The sequence below is a fragment of the Roseibium porphyridii genome (assembly GCF_026191725.2).
GTDB lineage: Bacteria > Pseudomonadota > Alphaproteobacteria > Rhizobiales > Stappiaceae > Roseibium > Roseibium porphyridii.
Genome location: NZ_CP120863.1, coordinates 4759260 through 4784124, shown reverse-complemented (window position 1 = coordinate 4784124; position 24865 = coordinate 4759260). Strand labels below are relative to the sequence as shown.

Below are 24865 nucleotides of genomic sequence, written 5' to 3'. Positions count from 1 at the left end.
AAATAACCGGTCGAATTAATTTATGAATTTCAGTTAAGGTGACGACGCGCGCGCAGCTTTTCGCTCCGACAGCCCAATGCCACCGAGGACGAGCACCAGCGCCAGGCCGTGGTGCCATTCAAAGGGCTCGTTCAGGATCGAAACCGCCAACACGGCGGCAAAAATCGGGACCAGGTTGATAAAGACACCGGCACGGGCCGGTCCGATCAGCTCAACACCACGCATGAAGAAGATCTGCGACAGGCATGAGGGAAAGACGGCGATATAAAGCACGACCAGCCATCCCTTGGTGGTGGGCCACTGCACGGTGCCTGCACTGATTTCGTAAAGCAGGCCCGGCACTGAGGTGACAACGGCAATGCCGGACAGAATTGCGAAGAACACAAGTCCGGAAACCTGCGGCCTGTTTCTGAGGGCCAGGGTGTATCCGGAGTAAAGAACACAAGCGATGAACATGACGCCGTCACCAGGATTGACGGCAAGTGCCAGCAATGTCTCCAGTTTACCTTGTGCGGCAATCAAGGTAACGCCTGCCAGGGTCAGCAGGATCCCGCACACTTGCAACACCCGAACCTTTGCTCCAAAGGCGATCACGGAACCGATCAACACCAATATGGGCATGGAGCCCTGGATGATGCCGAGATTGACTGCTGTCGTCTGACCCGCAGCGATATAGAACAACGAATTGAAGGCAACAAAGCCAAGAGCTGCCATAAGCACCATGCGCGGAAAGAAAAAAGGTTTGATGACCGGCCAGTCTGCCCGGATGCGTGGCCAGAGCAGAGGCAGCATGATGGACGCGACAATCACCCAACGCAGAAACACAACCACCATCGGAGACACTTCGCCGACTGCCAGACGGCCAGCGACCGTGTTTCCACCCCAGAACAGTGTGGTAAGGCCGAGCATGACAATGGCATTGCCGAATGTCAGGTCGCCAAATCGTTTTGCCAGAGCGCGCATGAGATCCTGTCGGGAGTGAGCTGGAAAGCGAGAGGTAGCGGATCGAAGGACGTTGCGAAAGCATAATATCCTCGAATGCAGTTCTATATTTTTGGAGATAATGAATTGGATTGTTTCCAAAAAAGAAAAAGTGATGCTTGAAGGACGACAATTGACGATTGCGGGCTTTGACCCCAAAACACTGGGTAAAGCAAAACAAGCACGTTCTGAGTGGAGAATACCAATGACAGGCCGGATCGATGTCCACGGGTTGAAAGTTGCCCAGGTTCTATATGACTTTGTCAATGAAAAAGCCTTGCCGGACAGCGGTGTCGAACAGGAGCATTTCTGGAAAAGCCTGTCCGCACTGATCCATGATCTGGCGCCAAAGAACAAAGCATTGCTGGCAAGGCGTGATGAGCTGCAGGCAAAAATCGATACCTGGCACAAAGCCAATTCCGGAACCCCGGATATGCCTGCATATAAGGCGTTTTTGAGTGAAACCGGCTATTTGGTGCCCGAAGGACCGGATTTTGAAGTCGGTACACAGAATGTCGATCCGGAAATTGGCGAGGTTGCCGGGCCCCAGCTCGTGGTTCCGGTCATGAATGCACGTTACGCACTGAATGCCGCCAACGCGCGCTGGGGGTCGCTCTATGATGCTCTTTATGGCACCGATGCCATGGGGTCGCGCCCGCAGCCGGGTGGATTTGATGCCGCGCGTGGTGCAGACGTCATTGCTTATGCCCGCCGCGTTCTGGACGAGACTGCACCACTTCTGTCCGGCAGCTGGTCAGACATCACCGGGCTAGCTGTGAAAGACGAAAATCTGGTGATCTCGGTCGATGGCGGTTCCACGGGACTTGCAGATAGGTCCCAGTTCGCAGGTTTCGCCGGCGATCCAGCAGACCCCTACAAGGTTCTGCTGGTTAAGAACGGTCTTCACCTTGAAATCAATGTCGACAGTCAGCATCCGATCGGCAAAACCGACAAGGCGCGCATTTCGGACGTTGTCCTGGAATCCGCCATGTCGACGATCATGGACTGTGAAGACTCTGTCGCTGCTGTTGACGCTGAGGACAAGGTTGTCGTCTACACCAACTGGCTTGGCCTGATGAAGGGAGATCTTCAGGAGACCTTTGAAAAAGGTGGTGAAACGGTGACACGGCGCCTGCATGGCGACCGGAACTATACAGCGCCGGATGGCAGCGCCCTGAAGCTACATGGCCGTTCGCTGTTGTTGATCCGCAATGTCGGTCACTTGATGACGATTGACGCTGTTCTTGACGAGCACGGAAATGAGGTTCCAGAGGGTCTGCTGGACGGCATGATCACGTCTTTGATCGCACTGCATGACATTGGCCCCAATGGCGGCGGAACCAACAGCCGTGCAGGTTCTGTCTATATCGTAAAGCCCAAGATGCACGGACCTGAAGAAGTGGCTTTCGCGTCGGAGATATTCAACCGCGTGGAGGATGCACTCGGTCTTGAGCGAAACACGCTCAAGATGGGCATCATGGACGAAGAACGGCGCACGACGGTTAATCTAAAGGAGTGCATCCGGCAGGCAAAAGACCGTGTCTTTTTCATCAACACAGGTTTTCTGGATCGAACCGGTGATGAAATGCACACATCCATGGAAGCCGGTCCAATGATCCGCAAGGGCGACATGAAAGCAGCCACTTGGATTGCAGCCTACGAGAACAATAATGTTGATGTCGGACTTGCCTGTGGTTTGCCGGGGCACGCTCAAATCGGCAAGGGCATGTGGGCCATGCCTGATCTGATGAACGCGATGCTGGAGCAAAAGATCGGACACCCGATGTCAGGCGCGAATACGGCCTGGGTTCCTTCACCGACAGCGGCAACGCTGCATGCCATGCACTACTACAAGATTGCTGTTCAGGACCGGCAACAGGAATTGAAGACCCGGGATGCGGCCAAGCTGGAAGACATCCTGTCCATTCCCGTCGCCGAGCGGCCCAACTGGGCACCGGACGATATCCAGGCCGAGCTCGACAACAACGCGCAAGGCATTCTTGGATATGTCGTCCGCTGGGTAGAGCAGGGGGTTGGCTGTTCCAAGGTGCCGGACATCAACAATGTCGGCCTCATGGAAGACCGGGCCACATTGCGCATTTCCTCCCAGCACATCGCCAACTGGCTGCATCATGGTGTTGCCAGCAAGGAACAGGTTCTGGAGACCATGCAGCGTATGGCTGCGGTCGTTGATGGTCAAAATGCCGGCGACCCGCTCTATCGGCCGATGGCTGCCGACTATGAAGGCTCAGTTGCCTTCCAGGCGGCGTGCGAGCTGGTCTTTGAAGGCACCAAACAGCCCAACGGTTATACAGAGCCGGTCCTTCATCGCCGTCGGCTTGAGTTCAAGGCCAAGGCGGCCTGACACGCGAGCTTTGTTCAAGACGAGAAGATCGTGTGCGCGGTCCTACCGATGAGGAAAGGACTGCGCGCAAGACGATTTGCGTATGCCTGGGGGAGACAGCACTCCTAAAATCCCGCTTAGGGTTTTTCAACCTCTTGCTCTTTGCGTCCGGTCCCTTTGCAAGATATGCCGTCCTCAGCAGATTGGAGCTGTAAAAACCGATATCGCTCTAGCCATCAGGTATTGAGCAGGTCTCAGGCTCATAGCCTGCAGCCAGAACGGCCAATGTCGGGTGCGGCGTAAGGACCGTAGCCTGCCGAGCGTCAAACGGCAGCGCGACGGCTGAGCCATACGCACCGGATTCAAATGGATAAAGCGAACGATTGAACACCAGGTGCGGTTGATCCCGATAGAGAACAAAAACGTAGTCGGGAAGGTCACGCAGCACGGCCTCGTGACGGATCTGAGTGCGTGCGCGTGTAACCCTGGCGGAATGCAAAGCCATATCGATTTCTTTGTGTCCGGATGAGCCGCCATGTGCTCTGGACCAGGCCTTGACCCAAGCGCGGTAGGCTTTTGGTCGGCAATAAGCGCAAGGCCGGTGACCAGCGGCAAGCGCGATCGCTTCATCAATGAAAAACAATGGCGTCCATCCACGCGCCGGCCTGGGTCCGTGATAACGACCGCGCGGATGAACGAGATCGCAAATGATCCAGTGCTTGTGTTTCCAGCGGCTTGTACCCAAGCGGCCCTGTGCATCAAGGTCAAGAATGCCGCGATTGCCGGTGAACGTTCCGCGGAAGGAAGCTGAAACGATTTCTCCTGTTGGCAGGACTCGATTTTGTAGTGGAGCGTGTGTCACTAGTGTTGGCCCATGATTGAAAGGCGAAGACAGTGCCCGTCCCATCCGATCCGGTATGTTTTCCGCTGGCCAGGCACGTATCCCGACTTTGTCCTGACAGGGCTAAAATTACCAGTGAAGACGTACTTGTTCCCCTTTATCAATCCATCGAATCCAATCTGGACTTGGTTGGACTTGACAAGCGGACAAGTGTCCACTTAAGTAAGAGAAACAGATGACCCGAAGCGACGCGCAGGAAAATCGAGGCACAATACTTCAGGCATTTGCCAGTCTCTTGCGGCCGGGAAATGCCAAGCTTCCAACGATGTCGGACGTGGTCAGGCAAAGTGGTTTGGGAAGAGGGACAGTCTATCGCCACTTTCCGGAAATCGGAGATTTGATCTTTGCCCATTTGGACACGGGATATCGCGCCGTTTGTTCAAGTTATGAACCGGAATGGATCAAGGGAGATGCAGACGTTATCAGAGCGAAATGCGAAGCGTTCCTTCTGAGTTACTATAATTTCAATCGCGACAATCACAGCATTCTGGCAACGCCTGAATGTCTGATTTCCGAGGGCCGCCAGCTTGCGAAAACTGAACTTCGCAGAAAGATCTATGTCACGCTGACACGCATGTCGGAAACACCGTTGAAACCGATTGAGCTGAACAAATGGACGGACGTGATCGCCTGCTGCGTGGAAACGGAACACATCGGTTCGAGTTCAATTCTGGAAGCGCGACCGGATATTTCCGTCGGAATTGCAATGACACTTCTGGATGCCTGCCTGAAGTGAGCTGACGGCAATCTCATGATTGATTTTTTTGAAGCCTGGCCGGTTGCCGGGGAAGAATTCTTTTGCCTTGCGGAGGTAGCATGAGACGCTGGATTTTCCTATTTTTCGCAGCTTTTGCACCGGTTTTGGGGGACACTGCCCAGGCTTGTGGGGCCACAAGTGATTGCAGTTTGGAAACAGGTACCTATCGCTACGAAGCACCTGAAAACATCAGTTCCCAATTGCCTGTTGTGGTCTATTTCCATGGCTACGGCAGCTCGGCAAAAAACACGATTGAGGTGGATCGCAATCTCGTCAACGCTGCGCTTGCACGCGGGTATGTGTTTCTGGCGCTGAACGGAATGACCCGCAGTTTTGAGGGGGCCAAGAACGGTTGGTCAGTGCACGACGGGCAAACCCCGCTGCGCAACGAAGCCGACTTTGCCCGCGCGGCGGTTCAGGACCTTGCCGGCAAACTGCCGTTGGATTTGAGCCGCGTTCTTCTGACAGGCTACTCAATGGGCGGTTCCGCCGTCCTGGACACGGCCTGCCATTCACCGCAGGGCTTTGCCGGATTTGTCGTTCTGAACGGTGCCATGTGGACTCCACTTCCCAAAGCCTGCTCCGCACCCGTTCAACTTTTCCAGATCCATGCATTCTCAGACACCGTGATGCCACTTGAGGGCCTGAGCTACGGACCTGTCAGCACAGGTGATGTTTTCGCCGGGCTTAAGCTGGTGAGAGAGATTTCGGTTGAAAGCCATACGCCGGACGGATTTGCCGTCTCAAATGAGATGCGTTGCCGTTTCTGGCAGGACAGCGCGGTTCGCTTTTGCCTCTATGACGGTGACCACACCTGGCCGGTCGACTGGATGCAGACGGCTCTCGATTGGTTCGAGCAGCGGTTCGTCAAGCCGTGACTCATATCTCAATGGCTGCCCGCGCTGATCGTCAGATGTCTTTCAGGTCACTACCCACCGTGCCACGAAATGTGAAAGCCTATTTTTTTCTGGCACCTGCGATCCTGGTATTTTCCGTTCTTGTTCTTTATCCCATCGCGCATTCGATCTGGATTTCGTTCTTCGACATGACGGGAGCGGATCTGTTCAGCGCGTCGAACAAAGCCGAGTGGGTAGGTCTGGCAAACTACCTTGAGCTTCTTGAAGATCCCCGGTTCCATGTGTCTGTTCAAAATACGCTGCTCTGGTTTCTCCTCTTTATGCTGGCGCTGCCGGCTGGGCTTGGGATCGCTCTACTTGTCAATCAGACTGCTCCGGGCATTTGGTTCTACAGGTCGCTCTTCTTCTTTCCATTTGTCATCTCTCAAGTCGTTGTCGGCCTGATTTTCACCTGGTTTTACGACCCCCGTTTTGGATTGGTCGGCAAACTCTGGGAGTGGTTGGGAGCAACACCTCCTGCAATTCTGGGAGACCCGGATCTCGTCAATTTCGGCCTGATCGTAGCGGGTCTTTGGCCCCAGACGGCCTTTTGCGCCCTGATTTACCTGACGGGTCTTTGCAATCTGTCACAGGACCAGATCGAAGCGGCAAGACTGGACAACGCAAAGGGATGGAAACTGCTGCGTTACATTATTCTTCCGCAATTGCGTTCAGCAACGTTCATTGCGTTTCTTGTGACGGCCATAGGAGCCCTGCGATCTTACGATCTCATCGTCATCATGACAGATGGCGGACCCTACGGCTCATCACGGGTGCTTTCCTATTTCATGTATGAGCAGGCCCTGTCTGAATACGGAACGCGCCAGGGATATGGAGCCGCCATTGCCGTTGTGCTCTTTCTGCTGACCATGACCGTGCTCAGCATCTTCGTCTGGCGAACGCTCAAGTCAGAGGCGGAAGACTAGGCAATGTTTCCAAAACCCATCAAACAGGCGTCGCCTGTCTCACGGCTCGTCTACAATCTGCTTCTGCCTGTCTGCGTTATCGTCTGGTTGCTGCCGATACTCGCGGTGTTTGTGACCTCAATTCGCTCACAGGCCGATATCACACGCGGCAACATTATGGGCTGGCCATCGGAGATCCAGCTTATTCAGAACTATGGTGCTGTCCTGACTGAGTCTGATTTTGTCTCCCATTTCCTGAACACGATCAAAATCACTGTTCCTAGCGCGCTCCTGGCCGTCTGCATTGCCACTCTGGCGGGATATGCGCTTGCAATCCATCGAATCCGGATTGGTGCGACGGTGTTTTTGCTTTTTCTGGCTGGAAATTTTGTTCCGTTCCAAATCTTGCTTGTCCCGGTCCGCAACCTTGCTCTCGAGACGGGGCTCTATGACACGGCGACCGGGCTTGTCTTGTTTCACGCCGCATTTCAAACCGGCTTCTGCACGCTGCTGGCTCGAAACTTCATCAGGGAGCTTCCGTTCGAGTTGATCGAAACCGCAAGGCTGGACGGTGTTGGTGAAAGGCAGATTTTTTTGCGCATTGTATTGCCATTGATCAAGCCGGTTCTGGCCGCAATGATGATCCTTGTCTTCACGTTTGTCTGGAATGATTTTTTCTGGGCAACGTCACTCACCCAGAGCAACGACACACGCCCGATCACGGCTGCAATTCAGTCCTTGAATGGACAGTTTGTCAGTCGTCATCATCTGGTTTCCGCAGCGTCGCTCCTGGCTGCTTTACCTCCGGTCATTTTGTTTTTTCTGATGCAAAAGCACTTCACGGCCGGGCTTACGCTCGGCGCGAGCAAGGGATAATGAGTTCCGACCATTGAAAGCGCGTTTCGAAGGTTGCTATCGAACTCCAAGGTGGTTAAGCGCTTCAAGTACGTTCGTTGTTGACTGTCTCGCACCCGACTGAAGATACTCCATTGCCTTCAGTGCAGCTTCATGTGCCTCCAGTGAGGACCCGGCAACGCAATCTTCTATGACGCGACAGAAGTAGTCCGACTGGTGCCCATCTACGAATGTGTAGTGAACGCAAACGTCGGTCAGCCCTCCGCAAAGCAGCAAAGTATCTACTTTCAAACCCCGGAGAAGGATTTCAAAGTCTGTTCCGAAAAAGGCCGAATATCGGCGCTTTGGAACAATATAATCGCCTTTTTGAAACCCCAATTCTTCTTTTGCGATATCCGTCCTTGGGTCACCTTCGAGACAGTGAATGTCCTCGTCTCCATCTAGTTCCCGCCCGAAATCAACCAGATCAGGCCGATGGACTTCCTGGACAAAGATCACTGGTACGTTCGCCATGTGCGCTGCATCGATGACCTCTCTTGCAGCCAGCATGCGCTCCTTGTAGCCGGGCATATTGTCGATCGACCGAACCTCACTTGCATCGATAAATGTGCTTTTCTGAATATCGATGACGATCAGAGCCGGTTGGCCTTCAATTAGCTTGCGAGTTTGCTTTGCTGTGTTGACCATGGTTACCCCTCCAGAACGCTTGCCGCGTTACATCTCCTTGGATGCGCATTCGGCGAGAGTCGATGAAAACAATCACACATCGCCTTCCGTTGGAAAGACCATTCCAGAAAACGAAAACCACTTAGGGTAAGAAAGAACCAAGCCATGACAACTTTCCTTTTGGCAGGTCGTCCTGGCGCGCTCTGGAGATGCCGGGTCGTCCCGACGAGCAATGGTTTTGGGTAACATTGGTGGAAGGACGTTGGCAAATGGATTGGGGTTGATGAAGAAGAATTGCAACGACTTTTCAGGAAGTGAGAGATAGTCCAATGGTCGCGGACAGTTTTGATTATCGCCACGGCAAGCCCGCCGACGCGGCCTCCTGCGCGCGGATCATTCGGGAATGGAGCGCCGACACTCCTTGGATGACAAAGGTGGATGACCTTGAGCCCATGACGGCCTATTGGCGTGAAAGGTTCGGGAGGGATTGTGTCTGGGTCGCGGAAAAAGACGCGCACATTGTCGGATTTTGTGTTCGGGAGGAGGACAACATCGGTGCGCTCTACGTTGCAAGGGATGCGAGGCGGCTTGGTGTCGGCAAGAAGTTGCTGGATCTGGCAAAGGAAAATCGCGAATGGATCACCGTTTGGGCTTATGAATTGAATACGAGGGCGCGAAAGTTCTATCGCCGTGAGGGGCTTGTTGAAGTGTCACGAGAGACTGAGCACTTCGAGGATGGAGTGAGCCTCGTCGATATAGAACATCGCTGGATAAGACCATTTTCCCGATGAAGGCCTTTCAGAGGCTTAAGGCGGTTTCCTCTTTGGCAGTCTTGATGACCACCAATGTAAAGAAGCGGGCGACGTTGCTTTGGTCGCGAAACAGACGCTCGCACAGTCGGTCATATTCTTCCATGTCCTGCAATCGCAGCATCAGGACGACATCGCTTGCGCCTGTAACTGCGTAAGCGTTGGAGACAGCTTCTTCTTTTGTCACGATGTCCAGAAAACGGCGCATGTGCTGTTCGCCATGCAGTTTCAGTTCAACGGTAACAATTGCCTTGATGACCCGTCCGGCTTTGGCGGGGTTTAAGATGGCAACCACGCGGTCGATAAAGCCATTTTTTCTAAGTCGCTGCACACGGCGTAGACACGAAGAAGGTGAGAGGCCGACCTTGTCGGCCAATTCCACATTCGTGCGCGAAGCATCGAGCTGCATGAAGTTCAAAATTTTGCGGTCTATTCGGTCCATCGGAAAAGCCTATTCATCTGATTTGTCTTTGCAATAAAATTGCAAAGAAATGCAATTTTAGACCACAAATTCGAAATGAGCCAAGCTAGGACTGAGGCAACTGTTTAGGAGCTTTGGATGTCCGTCATCGTCAAAATTTTTCGAAAAACGCTTGAACCTATTGAGATCTATTGGGTCCTGGCGCGCATAATGATACCTATAACGATCGCTGCCGAGCTGCTCTCCAGACTGGGAGTGATTGAAATGGTCGCGCCGATCTTTGCTCCGGTTATGAACCTTGTCGGGCTCCCATCAGAGCTTGGTCTGGCTTGGCTGACCGCGATGCTGGTCGGGATTTGGGGGGCGGTGCCGCTTCTCTTCACGCTGGTGCCCATCTCATCCTTGAGTGTTGCTGACGTCACCATCTTTTCCTCACTTGTTCTGTTTGCACATGGGCTGCCGGTTGAACAGAAAATCATTCAGATGGCCGGCCCCGGCATGGCCGTCACGACAACTTTGCGCATCCTGGGAGGGCTCCTCTACGCCGTTCTGTTGCATACGGTTCTGGAAATGACAGGATGGCTGTCCGCACCCGTCGCACCGGCCTGGATACCCTTAAGCACCACACCGGACTGGCTCGAATTTTTCTTCGGATTCGCCCAGACCATGATCTGGATGCTGGTCGTGCTTGTCGCTCTTTTCTGGCTCCTGGAAGTCTTGAAAATGACCGGGGTTCTGGCTTGGATCATGTCGGCCTTGTCGCCTGTTTTGCGCCTTGCGGGCATTCGCGGCGAGGCAGGCTACCTGACTGCCGTCGGTTTGTTTTTGGGCATCTCTTATGGTGCGGGCCTGTTGATCCGGGAAGCGCGATCAGGCGCCGTGTTACCTCGGCAGGTTTTTGTGTCCTGCGTGTTTATGGGGTTTGCGCACAGCGTCATTGAAGACACGCTTTTGATGATTGCTCTGGGCGCGGACGTCTACGGTGTCTTGGTCGGTCGGCTTTGTTTCGCCATTGTCGCAACCGCCATCATTGCCGCATTGCTGCGTAGACTGTCTGACAACGCCTTCTTTCAGCACATGTACAGGCTTGAGGGAGCGAAAACCGGCTGAGCAAACCCTTGTCAGGAATTGCCAGGGAACCAAAAAAGGGCGATAGGGCGTGCCTGGCCTTGGAGATGGAGACCCTTTCCAAGGTTAGGTAGAGGTTTACTGAACCACTCTCGAGATGGGCGCGCTTCTTTGAAGTCATGCACCCTGCAATCAATCAGTCGGCTCACTCGCCTGATTGCCATTCAGGGCGTGTAGACGTAGCGCTCAATCAACTGAACCTGCGTGCAATACGGTCGACGGCCTTACCAACTGCCGGGTGTCAGTCCGTGACGAACTCATCTTCTGGTACTGAGATCTGGCGCAGGTATTTTGCTTACTAATCTTTTTTTTCTAAGAAACTCAGTGTTTTGGATAAATTTAGTTGCAAAGGCTTCAAGCTGGTGCTGATAATCGATGACGGTAGGATGTGCCTGTCGCCGATGGTGTCGGGATTCTGAGATCAGCGATGCATCCAAAGCGATTGAACAACAACGTCACCTCTGAAGCGTCGGTTTCCGGGACGGATGACAAGGGAGAAGCCAAAGGGGTGTAGCGTAAAAAACAGGGAGAGACCTGACGGCCGGTGGAGGTTGAATTGCTCGTTCGGGCAACGATAGCCGGGAGGAAGCCAACAAGGGCCGATGCAGGGAATTCCGCAAGAATTCCATGTTGCCTGGATGTTCGAACATGATGGTTTTGGAATCCCAGGCACTGCCCGATGCCAAGGGGACTGCCTGACAAACAAGGAGAATGATCACACAGTTGGGCACTGCCCAATTGCCTGCAAGCGGACCGCAGTATCGGTTTTACCGCAGCAAACTGCGGGAATATTGAGCCAGAGTGGCGCTTGCCTTGCCCCAAGAGACGTCGTGAAACGAAAATGGGGTGCAAAAGAAAGCCGGAAAACCGGTTGGAACATAATGTTCAGGGAGGAACAGGAATGAACAGAAAAGCCGCAGTCTTCGCAGGGTCGCTTGTAGCGTTCGCAGCCAGCGCATCAATGGCTCACGCCGACAAGCTCACTCTTTATTGCAGTGCGCAGGAGGATTGGTGCCAGTTGATGGCGCGCAGTTTTGAAGATGCAACCGGCATCGACGTCAATATGACACGCAAGTCATCGGGCGAAACCTTCGCACAGATCCGCGCCGAGTCTTCCAATCCAAAAGGAGACGTTTGGTGGGGTGGAACCGGTGATCCGCATTTGCAGGCCGCTGAAGAGGGCCTGACCGCAGAATATGTTTCTCCCATGCGCGACCAGCTGCATGATTGGGCGATTAGCCAGGCTGAAAGCGCAGGAAACCGGACAATCGGAATTTATTCCGGTGCACTCGGATACGGCTACAACAGTGATCTGCTGGCGGCGAACAATCTGCCGGAGCCGGCATGTTGGAAGGATCTCCTGAAGCCCGAGTACAAAGGCCATGTCCAGATGGCGAACCCGAACTCCTCGGGCACCGCCTATACGACGCTTGCGTCCATGGTTCAGATATTCGGTGAGGACGAGGGCTTTGAATTCATGAAGGGTCTCCACGCCAACATCAACCAGTACACAAAGTCGGGTTCCGCTCCGATCAAGGCTGCGGGTCGCGGAGAAAACACCATCGGTATCGTCTTCATGCATGACGCCGTCAAGCAGGCTGTCTCCGGTTTCCCTGTGAAAGTCGTGGCACCATGCGAGGGAACTGGCTACGAGATTGGCTCCATGTCGATCATCGATGGCGCCCGGAACATGGATGAGGCGAAGAAGTTTTACGATTGGGCTTTGAGCCCAGAGGCACAGAACCTTGCGCTCGAGGTCAATGCGTTCCAGGTTCCGTCCAACAAAGGCGCGGAAACTTCGGAAAGTGCTCCTGACATGAGCCAGATCAAGCTGATCGACTACGACTTCAAGAAATATGGGTCGTCCGATGAGCGCAAACGCCTTTTGCAGAAATGGGACGAGGACGTCTCCACGCTGCCGCAGTAAGTGACTTTGACCAAACCAAATAAAGCTCCCCCGGTTCTGATCTTTTGGATCATCGCCGGGTGGGTGGGCTTCTGTCTGCTGCCCTGGTACGGCATCGAGGACGGCTTTTGGTCGTTCGAGTGGCTGATCGACGGCTACCCGTTCGACGAGGACTACGCGCCTGCCGCGTTTTTGATCGCGCAAGGCGAAAAGCTGTGGCTGGCCCCCCTCTTGATCCCGCTGGTGCTTCCGCTGTTTGCATTGCGGTGCTCAAAGTCGGATCCGGCCTACGCCCGTTTGCTTGTGCTTGCCGGCGCAATAGGCTTTGCGTGGATGATTGCCCAAGGCTTTTCCATTGGCATCCGCGGATACAATTTCGAATGGATGAATGCGGCTTTCGGTCCGTTGGACGATCGGCAGTTTGGCATGGGATATGGCGCAATGCTGTGCGCGTCTGCCTACCTGTTTCTGCTGACGCAAGGCATCGCCGCACGCGGCGCTGTCAACGGAGATGTCTTTGTCGTCAGTGCAATTGGCGGCGTCATCGCGATTGTCACGGCATTTGTCTTCTTTCCGATTGCGAAAATGTTGTTTGCTGCCTTCGTCACAGACGACGGCGCTTACTCGATTTTGGTTTTTTTCGACAAGTTCTTCGACGACCGGATTTGGGGCCTCGGCTGCCTGGCCGGTGCGCGTTGCGGAGCTGCATGGAACTCCCTTTTCCTTGCCGTTCTGGTTGGATTGATCACAACGCTTTTGGGCCTGGCATTTGCGCTCGTCGTGACACGTTCAGGCTTCCGTTACAAACGAGTGATGCGGGCGCTTACGGTGCTGCCGATCATCACGCCACCTTTCGTCATTGGCCTTGCGCTCATATTGCTGTTTGGACTTTCCGGTACGGTTACGGTCTATATATCTGAATTGTTTGGTGTGCAGCCGACGCGTTGGCTCTACGGCCTGCCCGGCGTGCTTATTGCCCAGACGCTGGCCTTCACGCCGATTGCCTTTCTGGTCCTCATCGGTGTCGTTGAAGGGGTTTCCCCCTCAATGGAAGAAGCAGCGCAGACCCTTCGGGCAAACCGATGGCAGACCTTCAGAACAGTTTCCTTGCCGCTGATGCGTCCCGGGCTCGCAAACGCGTTTCTGCTTGGTTTCATCGAAAGCATGGCCGATTTCGGCAATCCGCTGGTCCTGGGCGGAAACTTCGATGTTTTGTCGACCGAGATTTTCTTTGCCATTGTCGGTGCACAATACGATCAGGGGCGTGCTGCGGTTCTCGCAATGGTTCTGCTCTTTTTCACGCTCTCGGCTTTCTACGCTCAACGAGCCTGGCTGGGAAAAAAGAGCTATACGACCGTCTCAGGCAAGGGAGATGCAGGAGTGCATCCGCTTATGCCTAAAGGCCTTGCAGTTCCTGTTCTGAGCATTGCGCTTGCCTGGGCCGCGTTCACCGCCGTGGTCTATGCGATGATCATTTATGGCAGCGTTGTTGAGCTGTGGGGTGTCAACAATTCTCTGACGTTCAAACACTATGTGACGGCGTTTTCGGTTCGGTTTGCTGAAGAAGGGATACGCTGGACCGGGGCTGCCTGGGACAGTTTCTGGACGACGATAACGATAGCAGCCATTGCGGCACCGCTGACGGCGGCTGTTGGATTGGTGACGGCCTATCTGCTGACACGACAGAATTTCGCCGGCAAGAACTCCTTCGAGTTCGGCACCATGCTGTCCTTCGCCATTCCCGGCACCGTTATCGGCGTGAGTTACATTCTGGCATTCAACGTTCCTCCGATAGAAATCACCGGAACGGGTATTATTCTCGTCGTGAGTTTCATCTTCAGGAACATGCCTGTCGGCGTGCGTGCAGGGATTGCAAGCATGTCGCAGATCGACAAATCGCTTGACGAGAGCTCACTCACGCTTGGAGCCAACTCATGGCAAACCTTCCGACGAGTGATACTGCCCTTGTTGCGGCCCGCAATCCTGGCCGCTTTGGTCTACAGTTTCGTGCGGGCGATGACCGCCATTTCCGCGGTCATATTCCTGGTGTCCGCCGAGTATGACATGGCGACCAGCTACATTATCGGGCGCGTTGAAAACAACGACTACGGTCTTGCCATTGCCTATTCCACGACACTGATCTTCGTCATGCTGGCAGCCGTCGGTCTGCTGCAGTTGCTGGTTGGCCGTGTACAGATCGGGCGTCGCAAACACATCGAAATGAAGGGAGCGACATGAGCGAAACACACATTCGCAGCAAGGCCGCGCCGGTCAGGTTCGAAAAGGTCTCCAAGGTATTTGGAAAGGATGTGGTCGCTGTCGACAACATCGATCTGGATATCGAAGCGGGTAAACTTGTGACGCTTCTGGGCCCATCCGGTTGTGGCAAGACCACGACACTGCGCATGATCGCAGGCTTGGAGATGGCCAGTTCCGGGCGCATACTCATCGGGGACACAGAGGTTACGAAATTGCCGGCAACGGATCGTGACGTGTCGATGGTGTTCCAGTCCTACGCTCTGTTTCCGCACATGAGCGTTCTGGAAAACGTGATGTACGGACTGACTTTTTCTGGTTTCGACAAGGCCGAAGCGCGCTCCCGGGCGCTTGAAGGGCTGGAACTGGTCGGCTTGAAGGGCTTCGGAGAGCGCTTGCCAAGCGAATTGTCCGGTGGTCAACAGCAACGCGTCGCGGTCGCCCGTGCACTCGTGCTGGAACCTCAGGTGCTGCTGTTCGACGAACCCCTGTCGAACCTTGATGCGAAATTGCGTCGACAGGTCCGCGAGGACATTCGGGCAATCCAGCAGGATCTTGGCCTGACGGTCGTTTATGTCACCCACGATCAGGAAGAAGCGCTCGCGGTTTCAGATGAGATTGTCGTCATGCGCAATGCATCGATTGCTCAAATCGGCACGCCGCGGGAGCTCTATGATCAACCGGTCGATGCCTTCGTTGCCGATTTTATCGGCGAGGCAAATTTGATCTCCTGCCAGATAACCGACGTCCAGAACGAAACCGCGACTGTAGATGTCTGCGGGTATCGTTATATGCTGGCTTCGCGCAGTTTATCAAAAGGTGCGGCAACCATTGCCGTTCGACCCTCTCGGCTTGTTTTGGGGGAAGCGGAAGGCATGCCGGCGCGTGTTGCCAAGGCAACCTATGTCGGCGTTCGAATGGAATACACTCTCGAGGGTGAGTTTGGTCAGGTCTTTGCGGTGCAGGACAACGTGGATCAGACGCTTGAGGTCGGCTCGGATTTGAGACTGTCTTTCGCCAAATCGGGTCCAGTGCTCCTGGCCGCCGACTGATTTTTTGCCAGGCAAATGAGCAAGCCGTTACCTTGTTGAAAGTTGCAGTGAATTCTATTCGATGCTCCATTTCGTTTGGACCAGTTTGCTATCGTTTTTCGCTCAAACTAAGAGCGTGATGTGTCGCTGCCGATCTGGTTCTTTGGAAGTCTTGCAACCTCAAGAAGCGTTTCTCTGAGCCAGAGATGTCTTGCATCCCGGTTCATGCGCGGGTGCCAGTTGGCGACGATATCCAGGTAGGGCAGTTCGAGCGGTGTTCGAATGCGTGCAAAACTGTGCTTGAAGGATCTAGCGATCCGTTCGGGAATGAACGCGGTTAAGCTCCTTGATTTCATGAGATGGATCAGCATCGCAAATGTGGGTACCGCCAAGACAACATGTCGGCTCATTCCCTTCGCGGCGAGAACCTCGTCGATTGGCCCGCGAAAGCTGCCCCCGGTCGGGTCCACAAATGCGTGACGATGTTCACATAGCTGTTCCAATGACAACTCGTCATTGTTTTTGACGTTCGAATAACTGGATAAACAGACAAAGTCGTCCGTGTAGAGCGCGCGTGCCGGCAAGTCGGGCAGAGCCAGGTCGCGGTCACTCAAAATCAGGTCTATCTCACCTTTTTCCAGCTGATCCAGAATTCCCGTCGCAGGCCTTGGAAGAACCGAGACCCGGGCCCGGGGAGCGACATCCAGTACTTTTTCAGTGAAAGCATTGAAGATTGTGTGCTGCAGATAGTCGCTGCCGCAAACTCTTACAGTGAACTCTGAGTTGGCCGGATCGAACGCGTCAGGGGCCAGAAGCACACGAATCTCCTCCAGCACCTCGTTGACTTTCAAAGCAATTGCATCGGCCTTTGGTGTCGGAATGATGCCGTGTGAGGTTCGAACAAAGAGATCATCTTCGAACACTTCGCGAAGCCGCTTGAGCATCCCGGAAACCGTCGGTTGGGTCAAAGAGAGCCGAGTGGCTGCTCTCGTCACACTTCGTTCGCTGTAAAGCGCATCGAACGTAACGAGCAAATTTAGATCGACACTTCTGATATTGATATTTCGCATATCACTTATTGAACAATACGTTTTGACCAATAACAAGTCAGAGGCAAAAATCTGACCCGTCTGAAACGATGGGTATCAAGGTGAATTGGCTAGGGAAACGACCACAATAGCAACACTGCAAACTGCGCAGAACGCGTCATGTCTGGGCGTTTTATTGAAACGATTCCTCGCCTGGAAGCAGAAGAGGCGAGACCGTGGTGAGCTGCGCAGTCTTAGCAACGCGATGCTCCGGGATCTGGCGATTGATCGCAGCGAGATCGATTCACTTGTTGTCTCCGGGCAACACGGTCGTCGACGCAATCGAGGCGATTGAAGCCCATCGGTGGGTGCTCACAACGCGTGCTTTTCACGCTGCAGAATTGAGGGTCGTGAATTGATGGCAGAAAACCTTCGCGTTCTCTGGCTTGCAGCTTCTCTGCTTATGGGCAGCCCGGGGCCAGCAACACTGGGTTTGGCAGCTATGGGATCAGCATTCGGCTTCCTTGGTCGCTTTCCATATCTGGTTGGTGTCATTGCTGGGTCAACTCTGCCATCACCACTCACGTGAGTTGTTAATGAGTGAAGAATGCAGAAAAATATAAATTAAATCAGATGCTTGAGAGGCTCTCCAGAGTTTGCACTTTGGAGTGCTTAGCCCGGAATTCCCAGCTATTTCGAAATATCGGTATCCCGGTTTCTGGCAGAAACTGAAACCGCCATCATCAATGGAGATATGGAATGCAATCGACAAATGGCACTGTCTTGCGGCATCTCAGAGACCCGAAGCTTGTACTGGTCGCAGGCTCGGTCGTCGCTCTTATCGCCATTGGTATGCGGCACTCTTTCGGGCTGTTTTTGGATCCGGTCACGAGGGAAGTCCCAAACATCGATCGTGAGACATTCGGTTTTGCAATCGCATTGCAGAACCTTATGTGGGGTTTGGCACAACCCTTCGCAGGCATGCTGGCTGACCGTTTTGGAAGTGCGAGGGTTATTTTCACAGGCGGTGCGCTTTATGTGCTGGGTCTGATATGTGCATCTGCCGTTTCAAGCACACTTGGATTGGTGCTGGGGTTAGGTGTGCTTGTCGGTATCGGACTTAGCGCAACAACCTATGCTGTGGTCCTTGGAGCAGTCGGACGGAAATTTCCTCCTGAACGACGTACGTCGGCGCTCGGCATTGCCTCGCTTGGCGGATCCTTGGGGATTTTTCTATCTGTTCCCGTCACACTGAGCCTGATCGATAACCTGAATTGGTCACTTGCCTTTGTCAGCTTGGGGCTCATCGCTGTGACGATTTGCTTGTTGGCTCCGATGCTTTCAGGGCGCGCTGAGGGGCAAGGGACGGAGCAGTCGCTGACGGAGGCACTCTCCGAGGCGCTTGGGCACAAAGGCTTTGTTTTGCTGGTGCTCGGTTTCTTTGTGTGCGGGTTCCAGCTTGCGTTCATAGGAACGCATTTGCCGGCTTATCTTTTGGACAGAAATCTGGGAGCCTGGCTTGGCGGCGCTGCTCTTGCGACCATTGGTGCAACAAACATCGCCGGAACGTTCATATGCGGTGTCGTCGGCGATCATGTCAGCAAGAAAAAGGTCCTTGTAGGTCTCTACCTGGCCCGGGCAGCTGCTGTCGCCGTCTTTGTGCTGCGGCCACCTTCCGATGTTTCAACTCTTTTGTTCGCGGCAGTGATGGGTTTTACCTGGCTTGGTACAGTTCCGCTTACCACCGGCATCGTTGCCCAGGTCTTTGGCCCCAGATATCTCGCGACACTGATTGGCATCGTATTCTTCATGCATCAGATTGGGAGTTTCCTGGGTGCCTGGCTCGGTGGGCTCGTATTCGAGCAGACAGGCAACTACGACATCATGTGGTGGTGCGTGGTTCTGGCCGGCATCATGGCTGCCTTTCTGCACCTTCCGATCGATGAGCAACCACTGACTTCCAAATTCAGCAGATTTCAGGGAGCCGTGAGCAATGCCTAGCTGGTCGCTTGTTCTATGGGGTTTGGCGTGCCTACTCGCCCTATCTGCGCTCATCGCCCTTTGGGCCGCATTGATCAATGTTTACCAGAGGCACTTTCTTGACCTTTCAATCATGCAGTTCATTTGCATGGCCGGTTTGAACTGAGGTCAGAATTTTCTTCGACGTCCAACAAAGTGAAAGGTAACTGGATGACCTCGAACAAGACACAGCAGGGACCGATCTTGCGGCTGTTCCAAGCCAGGGTCAAAGATGGAAAGGAAAAAAGCCTTCTTGCACAATTTGCCACGACGTCAGCTGAGGTCGTGCGCAGTGAGCCCGGAAACAAAGGGTTCTTCTTCGGCCGCGAAGTAAGCGTGGAAGAAAACAGGCTTATATTTGCGTCTCTGTGGTCCGACATGACGTCTGTCAAACAGAGGTTTGGTGATCAATGGGATCAATCCTTCCTGCCGGAGGGCTATGACGATCTGATCGAAGAGCACTCCATTCAGCACATTGACTTGTCATCCGGCTGGTTTGTGCCACCGGGCGAGCCGGATTGAATCGTAACTAAAACCGGCGGCCAAACGGACCAGGTCAAAGCGGCAGCGCAGGGCTCTCCTGCAGGCCGAGATGGAGCTCATTGCCCTCGTAAGGGTGTGATCTTGCAACCTCTTCGTTCAGTTCGTGGCCAAGGCCCGGTTCGCTGGATGGGATCACATAGCCGTCTTCCCAACAGATCGGTTTTGTCAAAAGGTCAGCATAAAAACCATCGAACGTGCGGATTGACTCAAGGACCAGAAAATTGGGGCTGCAGGTCGCCAGTTGAATGTTGGCAAGCGCAACAAGAGGCCCGCAGTAGAGATGCGGTGCGACCTGGGCAGAATGGCACTCAGCCATGGCCGCGATTTTCTTGGCTTCCAGAAGCCCGCCGACCCGGCCAAGGTTCATCTGCAAAATGCTGGCTGCACCTGTTTCCAGAACGCGTGAAAACTCATATTTCGTACAAAGGCGCTCACCGGTTGCTACCGGGATGGACGTATACCGGGCAACTTCAGCCATGTCTTCCGGCTTTTCCGGCGGGATAGGCTCTTCGAACCAGAGTGGGTCATAAGCTTCTATGCGCCTGGCGAGCCGTTTGGCTCCTGAGACGGTAAACTGACCATGCGTGCCAAAAAGCAGGTCGGCCTTTGACCCGACAGCCTCGCGAATGGACTTGCAAAAGGCTTCGGACCGGTCCAGGTCGTCGAGACTTGGCTGATGGCCGTCATAAATCGTGTAAGCGCCAGCAGGATCGAACTTGACTGCTGTGAACCCCTGGTCAACCGCCTTGCTTGCCGCGTTCGCTGCCAGAGACGGATCGTTATAGACATTCGGCTGGTCGGGATCTGGATAGACGTCACCGTCGGCTGGATAAAGATAGGTATAGGACCGCAGCCGCTCGTGAACTTTGCCGCCGAGCAATTCATATGCGGGTTTTCCGGCAGCCTTGCCGATAATATCCCAGCACGCCATCTCAAGTCCGGAGAGCACGCCCATAACAGTGACATCCGGTCGCTGCGTATAGCCAGCGCCATAGGTCTTGTGCCAAAGCTTCTCAATATGGTGCGGATCGGAGCCCAGGAACTGGCGCTCGAAAACGTCCTTCGCCATTTCGGCCACAAGGTGAGGCCCGAAAGTGGCATTGTAGATCTCGCCATAACCCGTGATCCCGCAAGCGGTAACCAGTTTGACGAAAATGAAATAGCGTCCTCCATGACGGGGAGGAGGGTTCGCGACGACAAATGTCTCGATTTGGTCGAGTTTCATGGATCTCGCCTAGCTGGCATTGCTGATAGTGATGGATTTCACTTTGGTATAGGCATCGAGCCCTTCCCAGCCCTTTTCACGGCCATAGCCGGATTTTTTATTTCCACCGAATGGCAGTTCCAACCCGCCGGCCCAGTAATCATTGATTGAAACCTGACCACAATCCATTGCGCCGGCAACCCGCATCGCGCGACCGACATCTCTTGTGTAGACGCTTGAAATCAGACCGAAGTCGGTGCCGTTGGCAAGCCCTATTGCTTCCTCTTCCGTGTCGAACGTTTGAACCGAGAGCACCGGGCCGAAGATTTCTTCCTGCACGGCAGGATCGTTGGGGGAGAGGTCGGCAATCACGGTCGGCTCAAAGAACCAGCCTTTGCCGGTTCTTGTATCTGTCGTGACATGGCCGCCGGTCAGGATATTGGCACCCCGTGCCCGGGCCGCCTCAACATGCCCTTGGATCCGCGACAGGTGCAGGTCGGAATTGATTGCGCCCATATCGGGATGCGACAAGCCGTGTCCGAGTTTGATCCGGGCCGCTCTTTTCGTCAGCAAGGCAAGCACCTCATCGCGCAAGGATGAGTGCAAAACCAGTCTTGATCCAGCGGAACAAATCTGACCCGAATTGGAGAAGATTGCCCAATACGCGCCATCTGCCACCTTCCCGGGATCTGCATCTTCGAAGGCGATCAACGGAGACTTGCCGCCAAGTTCCAGCGTCAGGCGCGTGACATTCGGCGCCGCGATCTGAGCGACATTGACACCGGTTGAAACCGAACCCGTGAAGGTAAGCTGTTTGATACGCGGGTCCCGAGCCATCATTGCGCCGACATCGGTGCCGAGGCCGGTCACGACATTTACAAGCCCATCGGGCACGCCAGCTTCTGAAAGCAGTTCTGCCATGACCAATGCGGTGAAGGGTGTTGTTTCGGCAGGTTTGGCAACAACTGAACATCCGGCGGCAAGAGCAGGGGCAACGCCGCGCGCAAATGTGGATGTCGGGTAATTCCAGGGAATGATATGCCCTGTCACGCCGACCGGTTCACGCACTGTAAAGGCGGTCTGCTCAGGACCCAAATTGACAGATCTGCCATCAAGCTTGTCGGCCGCACCTGCGTAATATTCAAAAAGGCGCGCGGACGCCTGGACGTCGCCGGATGCCTCCGAAAGCGTCTTGCCGCTGTCGACAACTTCAATCACCGACAGCCGGTCGGCATTTTCGCGAAATAGACGAGCAACGTTGTTGAGCACACGGCAACGCTCCGCAGGTGTCACCTGCCGCCAGTGTCTGGCGGCCCTTTCAGCGGCATCAATGGCGTGATCAAGGTCCTGGGCACTGCCTAGTGAAAACTCGGCAAACGGTTCGGCAAGCCCCGGGTCAAAGCTCTGCATCTTCCGGTTTGATGCGGGGGTCGGCTTTCCGTCTATGAAATGCCCTTCGGGAAGCGATCTCAGCTGTCCGCCGGACAGGTAGTCGTCTGCAAGTGATTGGGCCGTCATCAAATAGCTCTCTTCTGATCTTCAAGAATGAGATCGGCCCCCTTAAGGGCCAGCATCATGGTCGGGGCGTTTGTGTTGCCCGAGGTGATATTCGGAAAGGCCGAAGCATCAACGACACGCAGCCGCTGCACTCCATGAACCCTTAGGCGGCTGTCGACGACGCTCGATCCAACGTTTTCTCCCATCCGGCACGTGGAAACCGGGTGGTAGACGGTGCTCGCACGAGACTTGAAATCAGCAAGAATTCCTTCGTCATCGAGCTTGCCGAGATCAGGTGCAACAGGCCCTTCGACAAGCCCGCTCAAGGCTTTGCTTGCCATCAGATTCTGACAGAGCCGGCCCCCGGCGATCACGGCCATGCAGTCTTCTTCGGTTGAAAGCGAATTCGGTTGAATGACAGGTGCAACTGTGGCGTCAGCGCTCTTGATAGCAATACGCCCCCGACTGGTCGGGCGAGTCGGCTGCGCGCAGATGATGAAACCGTTGAAAGGATCGATCGCCAGCCGGGTCTGATCCTTGTCGGCCGTCAACTGATAGCTGATCGGGTTGAAATAAAGTTGCTGGTCTGGCCGGCTCAATTCCCGTCTTGATCGGAAGAATCCGCCGCACTGGTTGACTGAAAGCGACAAAGGGCCCTTGCGCGTCAAGGCATATTGAATTGCCGCGAGTGTCCGACCGATTGCCGGACGCAGCACGGCGTTCAGCGTCGGCTCCTTGGCGCGGAATGTGAATTTCGTTGACAGGTGATCCTGCAGATTGCCACCGACATTGTCATTGGCCTGGATGATCGGAATGCCGAATTCGCGCAGCAGATTGCCCGGGCCGACACCGGAAACCTGCAGAAGCTGCGGTGAGCCGATTGCTCCGGCAGCCAGGATCACTTCTCGTCGTGCAAAAAGTTGAATGCCATCACCCAGTTCAATGCCAATGGCTTCCGCGTTTTCAAAGAGAACCCGCTTGACCAGTGCCTTGGTGCGCAGACTAAGGTTTCGGCGTTTCAGGGCAGGGTGCAGGAAGGCCCGCGCTGAGGAGCAGCGCCGTCCGTTGCTGGTGTTGATCTGATAAACACCGCCACCTTCCGGATTGTCGCCGTTCAAATCCTCAGTCCAGGGCAATCCCGTCTCCTGGACCGCAGCACGAAAATGGCGGTTGATGCTGTGGATCTGATCGGTGACGTTTTGCACTCTTATGGGGCCGTCGCCATTTTCCCTTCCATCCGCCGACACTTTTGTTTCGAGCTTTTCGAAGACCGGTTTGACGCTTTGCCATCCCCATCCATGCGCGCCTGCTGTTTTCCAGTCTTCAAAGTCACCTGGCAAGCCACGGCAATAGACCATGGCATTTATCGAGCCTGATCCACCGACGATGCGCCCTCGTGGCCAGCAACCACTGCGTCCGTCCAGGCCCCCGTCAGGTTCGGTCTGATATTGCCAGGTGCGTTTGGCATCTCCGTTCAGTTTGCCGTAGCCAAGGGGTATCGACACCCACGGAGATGCGTCCGAACCACCAGCCTCGAGCAAAAGCACGGAGATGTTGGGATCCGCGCTCAGGCGTTCGGCCAAAATGCATCCGGCGGAACCCGCCCCGACAATGATGAAGTCAACCATTTCCATGCAATGCGCCGTTGGATTGTTCGCACGTTCAACAAATTTCGTCGAGCAGATGAAAAATATGAAGCGAAAAATTATTTGGTGTAACTTCGAAAAAATTTGTAGGAAAACGGGTCTGCGGACGAGCCCGCTCCTTAGCTTGTTGGATCCTTTTCTCTTGGAAGAGCAACAAAAAACGGAATACTCATATGCCGTATGACCTTCCGCCACTGTCCTGGTTACGGGCTTTTGAGGCAAGCGCACGTCTTGGCAATTTCACGCGTGCCGCGGAAGAATTGCTGATCACACCGGCCGCGATCAGTTATCAGGTACGCCAGCTTGAACAGCAGCTTGGCTATCCGCTGTTTGAGAGGCTGCACCGAACTCTTGTGCTGACCCGATTGGGTCAAACCTATCTGCCCACAGTCGAAAAGGCCTTCTCGGATCTCTCCATTGCGACTGTCTCTGTATTCGGCGATCGCAATAGGCAACCGGTCCGGTTCCGATGCCTCAACAGTTTTGGTCAGCTCTGGATGATCCCGCGTATCAGGCGATTTCAGGAGCTTCATCCTGACGTTGATCTCCAGATGATTTCAGCGTCTTGGGCTGAAACGCTCAATCCTGAACTGTTCGATATCGATATCCGTTTCGGCGATGGCACCTGGACCGATGGCATTGTGGAATTTCTGCAGAACGACCCGATCATTCCCGTTTGCCATCCTGACTTGGGACTGTCTGCAACAAAGCATGACCTTGAAGCTCTGGGTGCTGCACCTCGGCTCGACATCATGGGGGTTATCGATACCTGGGAGAGTTTCTTTCGCGGCTATGGGCATGAGGTGCCATCGCGCAATGGCCTCCAGGTCGATCAGACGCTGTCAGCTCTTGAACTCGCCGCGTTGGGGCACGGTCATGCACTTGTTCTGGAATCGCTTGCACAGCCTTATCTTGATGCGGGGCGGCTGGTCCGGTCCTGCGACCGGCGCATCAACAGCCGCCACAGTTTTTATCTGGTCACATCCAGACCTAGAAAGGCCCTTGCGCCGGCAGCTCAGAACTTTTGCGACTGGATGATCGACGAACTTCGCCATCCGTAGTCGGGTTCTTT

22 protein-coding genes are annotated in these 24865 nt (G+C 54.5%); 14 read left to right on the top strand and 8 right to left on the bottom strand.

What is annotated here, in order from left to right; all coding sequences use genetic code 11:
* Positions 1 to 33 precede the first annotated feature (33 nt).
* Positions 34 to 963, bottom strand: a complete 930-nt coding sequence (locus K1718_RS21990; RefSeq protein ID WP_265680842.1) for a DMT family transporter — start codon at positions 961 to 963, stop codon at positions 34 to 36.
* Between the two features lie 223 nt (positions 964 to 1186).
* Between K1718_RS21990 and K1718_RS21985 the strand changes: the two genes are divergently transcribed.
* Entirely contained in the window at positions 1187 to 3346 is a 2160-nt protein-coding gene (locus K1718_RS21985; RefSeq protein WP_265680843.1) for a malate synthase G, read from the top strand.
* Between the two features lie 208 nt (positions 3347 to 3554).
* Here the strand turns inward: K1718_RS21985 and K1718_RS21980 are convergent, their stop codons facing one another.
* The gene (locus K1718_RS21980) at positions 3555 to 4187 is read right to left on the bottom strand and encodes a hypothetical protein (protein ID WP_152502985.1); all 633 of its coding nucleotides are present in this window, start codon (positions 4185 to 4187) and stop codon (positions 3555 to 3557) included.
* Positions 4188 to 4401: 214 nt separating this feature from the next.
* On the opposite strand from K1718_RS21980, the gene K1718_RS21975 reads away from it, so the two are divergent.
* The 4 genes from K1718_RS21975 (at position 4402) to K1718_RS21960 (ending at position 7660) form a co-directional block, all read left to right on the top strand.
* Complete coding sequence (locus K1718_RS21975; protein ID WP_152502984.1) at positions 4402 to 4962, top strand: TetR/AcrR family transcriptional regulator; 561 nt, start codon at positions 4402 to 4404, stop codon at positions 4960 to 4962.
* Between the two features lie 80 nt (positions 4963 to 5042).
* Positions 5043 to 5861: a CE1 family esterase gene (locus K1718_RS21970; RefSeq protein WP_265680844.1), complete on the top strand. Its 819-nt coding sequence runs from the start codon at positions 5043 to 5045 to the stop codon at positions 5859 to 5861.
* A 35-nt stretch (positions 5862 to 5896) separates the two neighbouring features.
* Entirely contained in the window at positions 5897 to 6805 is a 909-nt protein-coding gene (locus K1718_RS21965; RefSeq protein WP_265682503.1) for a carbohydrate ABC transporter permease, read from the top strand.
* 3 nt (positions 6806 to 6808) lie between these two features.
* A complete protein-coding gene (locus K1718_RS21960; RefSeq protein ID WP_265680845.1) occupies positions 6809 to 7660 on the top strand; it encodes a carbohydrate ABC transporter permease in 852 nt (283 codons plus the stop codon).
* Positions 7661 to 7696: 36 nt separating this feature from the next.
* On the opposite strand, the gene K1718_RS21955 is transcribed toward K1718_RS21960, so the two are convergent.
* Positions 7697 to 8326: a cysteine hydrolase family protein gene (locus K1718_RS21955; protein ID WP_265680846.1), complete on the bottom strand. Its 630-nt coding sequence runs from the start codon at positions 8324 to 8326 to the stop codon at positions 7697 to 7699.
* A gap of 308 nt (positions 8327 to 8634) precedes the next feature.
* Between K1718_RS21955 and K1718_RS21950 the strand changes: the two genes are divergently transcribed.
* Positions 8635 to 9096, top strand: coding sequence for a GNAT family N-acetyltransferase (locus tag K1718_RS21950; protein ID WP_265680847.1), 462 nt, complete (start codon positions 8635 to 8637; stop codon positions 9094 to 9096).
* Between the two features lie 7 nt (positions 9097 to 9103).
* Here the strand turns inward: K1718_RS21950 and K1718_RS21945 are convergent, their stop codons facing one another.
* Positions 9104 to 9556, bottom strand: a complete 453-nt coding sequence (locus K1718_RS21945) for an Lrp/AsnC family transcriptional regulator (RefSeq protein WP_265680848.1) — start codon at positions 9554 to 9556, stop codon at positions 9104 to 9106.
* 117 nt (positions 9557 to 9673) lie between these two features.
* Here K1718_RS21945 and K1718_RS21940 point away from each other — a divergent pair, with 117 nt between their 5' ends.
* The 4 genes from K1718_RS21940 to K1718_RS21925 all read left to right on the top strand — a co-directional run bounded on the left by K1718_RS21940 (position 9674) and on the right by K1718_RS21925 (position 15877).
* Entirely contained in the window at positions 9674 to 10645 is a 972-nt protein-coding gene (locus K1718_RS21940) for a nucleoside recognition domain-containing protein (RefSeq protein WP_265680849.1), read from the top strand.
* Between the two features lie 919 nt (positions 10646 to 11564).
* Positions 11565 to 12590 carry an ABC transporter substrate-binding protein gene (locus K1718_RS21935; RefSeq protein ID WP_152502977.1) on the top strand — a complete coding sequence of 342 codons (1026 nt, stop codon included), beginning with the start codon at positions 11565 to 11567 and terminating at the stop codon, positions 12588 to 12590.
* Positions 12591 to 12596: 6 nt separating this feature from the next.
* Positions 12597 to 14807: an ABC transporter permease gene (locus tag K1718_RS21930; RefSeq protein WP_265680850.1), complete on the top strand. Its 2211-nt coding sequence runs from the start codon at positions 12597 to 12599 to the stop codon at positions 14805 to 14807.
* Positions 14804 to 15877, top strand: coding sequence for an ABC transporter ATP-binding protein (locus K1718_RS21925; protein ID WP_265680851.1), 1074 nt, complete (start codon positions 14804 to 14806; stop codon positions 15875 to 15877). The genes K1718_RS21930 and K1718_RS21925 overlap by 4 nt, the downstream gene beginning before the upstream one ends.
* A gap of 107 nt (positions 15878 to 15984) precedes the next feature.
* Here K1718_RS21925 and K1718_RS21920 read toward each other — a convergent pair whose 3' ends face one another.
* Positions 15985 to 16926 (bottom strand): LysR family transcriptional regulator, encoded by a 942-nt coding sequence (locus K1718_RS21920; RefSeq protein WP_265680852.1) that lies wholly within the window; start codon positions 16924 to 16926, stop codon positions 15985 to 15987.
* A gap of 85 nt (positions 16927 to 17011) precedes the next feature.
* Here K1718_RS21920 and K1718_RS27570 point away from each other — a divergent pair, with 85 nt between their 5' ends.
* The 3 genes from K1718_RS27570 to K1718_RS21905 all read left to right on the top strand — a co-directional run bounded on the left by K1718_RS27570 (position 17012) and on the right by K1718_RS21905 (position 19425).
* Positions 17012 to 17239, top strand: a complete 228-nt coding sequence (locus K1718_RS27570) for a DUF1127 domain-containing protein (protein ID WP_418068048.1) — start codon at positions 17012 to 17014, stop codon at positions 17237 to 17239.
* Between the two features lie 404 nt (positions 17240 to 17643).
* Entirely contained in the window at positions 17644 to 18885 is a 1242-nt protein-coding gene (locus tag K1718_RS21910; RefSeq protein WP_265680854.1) for an MFS transporter, read from the top strand.
* Between the two features lie 189 nt (positions 18886 to 19074).
* Positions 19075 to 19425, top strand: coding sequence for a putative quinol monooxygenase (locus K1718_RS21905; protein WP_265680855.1), 351 nt, complete (start codon positions 19075 to 19077; stop codon positions 19423 to 19425).
* Positions 19426 to 19459: 34 nt separating this feature from the next.
* Here the strand turns inward: K1718_RS21905 and K1718_RS21900 are convergent, their stop codons facing one another.
* From K1718_RS21900 to K1718_RS21890, 3 genes are read right to left on the bottom strand one after another with little or no spacing between them, the layout of a single operon-like run.
* Complete coding sequence (locus tag K1718_RS21900; RefSeq protein ID WP_265680856.1) at positions 19460 to 20671, bottom strand: mandelate racemase/muconate lactonizing enzyme family protein; 1212 nt, start codon at positions 20669 to 20671, stop codon at positions 19460 to 19462.
* A gap of 9 nt (positions 20672 to 20680) precedes the next feature.
* Entirely contained in the window at positions 20681 to 22168 is a 1488-nt protein-coding gene (locus K1718_RS21895; RefSeq protein ID WP_265680857.1) for an aldehyde dehydrogenase family protein, read from the bottom strand.
* Complete coding sequence (locus K1718_RS21890) at positions 22168 to 23781, bottom strand: GMC family oxidoreductase (protein WP_265680858.1); 1614 nt, start codon at positions 23779 to 23781, stop codon at positions 22168 to 22170. Before K1718_RS21890 ends, K1718_RS21895 begins: the two co-directional genes overlap by 1 nt.
* Positions 23782 to 23966: 185 nt before the next feature.
* On the opposite strand from K1718_RS21890, the gene K1718_RS21885 reads away from it, so the two are divergent.
* Positions 23967 to 24854, top strand: coding sequence for a LysR substrate-binding domain-containing protein (locus tag K1718_RS21885; RefSeq protein ID WP_265680859.1), 888 nt, complete (start codon positions 23967 to 23969; stop codon positions 24852 to 24854).
* Positions 24855 to 24865 lie beyond the last annotated feature (11 nt).

Bases quoted from the DNA above. Each gene is read 5' to 3' on its own strand.
- K1718_RS21990 (WP_265680842.1), bottom strand. From the start codon at position 963: ATGCGCGCTCTGGCAAAACGATTTGGCGACCTGACATTCGGCAATGCC.
- K1718_RS21985 (WP_265680843.1), top strand. From the start codon at position 1,187: ATGACAGGCCGGATCGATGTCCACGGGTTGAAAGTTGCCCAGGTTCTA.
- K1718_RS21975 (WP_152502984.1), top strand. From the start codon at position 4,402: ATGACCCGAAGCGACGCGCAGGAAAATCGAGGCACAATACTTCAGGCA.
- K1718_RS21970 (WP_265680844.1), top strand. From the start codon at position 5,043: ATGAGACGCTGGATTTTCCTATTTTTCGCAGCTTTTGCACCGGTTTTG.
- K1718_RS21965 (WP_265682503.1), top strand. From the start codon at position 5,897: ATGTCTTTCAGGTCACTACCCACCGTGCCACGAAATGTGAAAGCCTAT.
- K1718_RS21960 (WP_265680845.1), top strand. From the start codon at position 6,809: ATGTTTCCAAAACCCATCAAACAGGCGTCGCCTGTCTCACGGCTCGTC.
- K1718_RS21955 (WP_265680846.1), bottom strand. From the start codon at position 8,326: ATGGTCAACACAGCAAAGCAAACTCGCAAGCTAATTGAAGGCCAACCG.
- K1718_RS21950 (WP_265680847.1), top strand. From the start codon at position 8,635: ATGGTCGCGGACAGTTTTGATTATCGCCACGGCAAGCCCGCCGACGCG.
- K1718_RS21945 (WP_265680848.1), bottom strand. From the start codon at position 9,556: ATGGACCGAATAGACCGCAAAATTTTGAACTTCATGCAGCTCGATGCT.
- K1718_RS21940 (WP_265680849.1), top strand. From the start codon at position 9,674: ATGTCCGTCATCGTCAAAATTTTTCGAAAAACGCTTGAACCTATTGAG.
- K1718_RS21935 (WP_152502977.1), top strand. From the start codon at position 11,565: ATGAACAGAAAAGCCGCAGTCTTCGCAGGGTCGCTTGTAGCGTTCGCA.
- K1718_RS21925 (WP_265680851.1), top strand. From the start codon at position 14,804: ATGAGCGAAACACACATTCGCAGCAAGGCCGCGCCGGTCAGGTTCGAA.
- K1718_RS21920 (WP_265680852.1), bottom strand. From the start codon at position 16,926: ATGCGAAATATCAATATCAGAAGTGTCGATCTAAATTTGCTCGTTACG.
- K1718_RS21910 (WP_265680854.1), top strand. From the start codon at position 17,644: ATGCAATCGACAAATGGCACTGTCTTGCGGCATCTCAGAGACCCGAAG.
- K1718_RS21905 (WP_265680855.1), top strand. From the start codon at position 19,075: ATGACCTCGAACAAGACACAGCAGGGACCGATCTTGCGGCTGTTCCAA.
- K1718_RS21900 (WP_265680856.1), bottom strand. From the start codon at position 20,671: ATGAAACTCGACCAAATCGAGACATTTGTCGTCGCGAACCCTCCTCCC.
- K1718_RS21895 (WP_265680857.1), bottom strand. From the start codon at position 22,168: ATGACGGCCCAATCACTTGCAGACGACTACCTGTCCGGCGGACAGCTG.
- K1718_RS21890 (WP_265680858.1), bottom strand. From the start codon at position 23,781: ATGGAAATGGTTGACTTCATCATTGTCGGGGCGGGTTCCGCCGGATGC.
- K1718_RS21885 (WP_265680859.1), top strand. From the start codon at position 23,967: ATGCCGTATGACCTTCCGCCACTGTCCTGGTTACGGGCTTTTGAGGCA.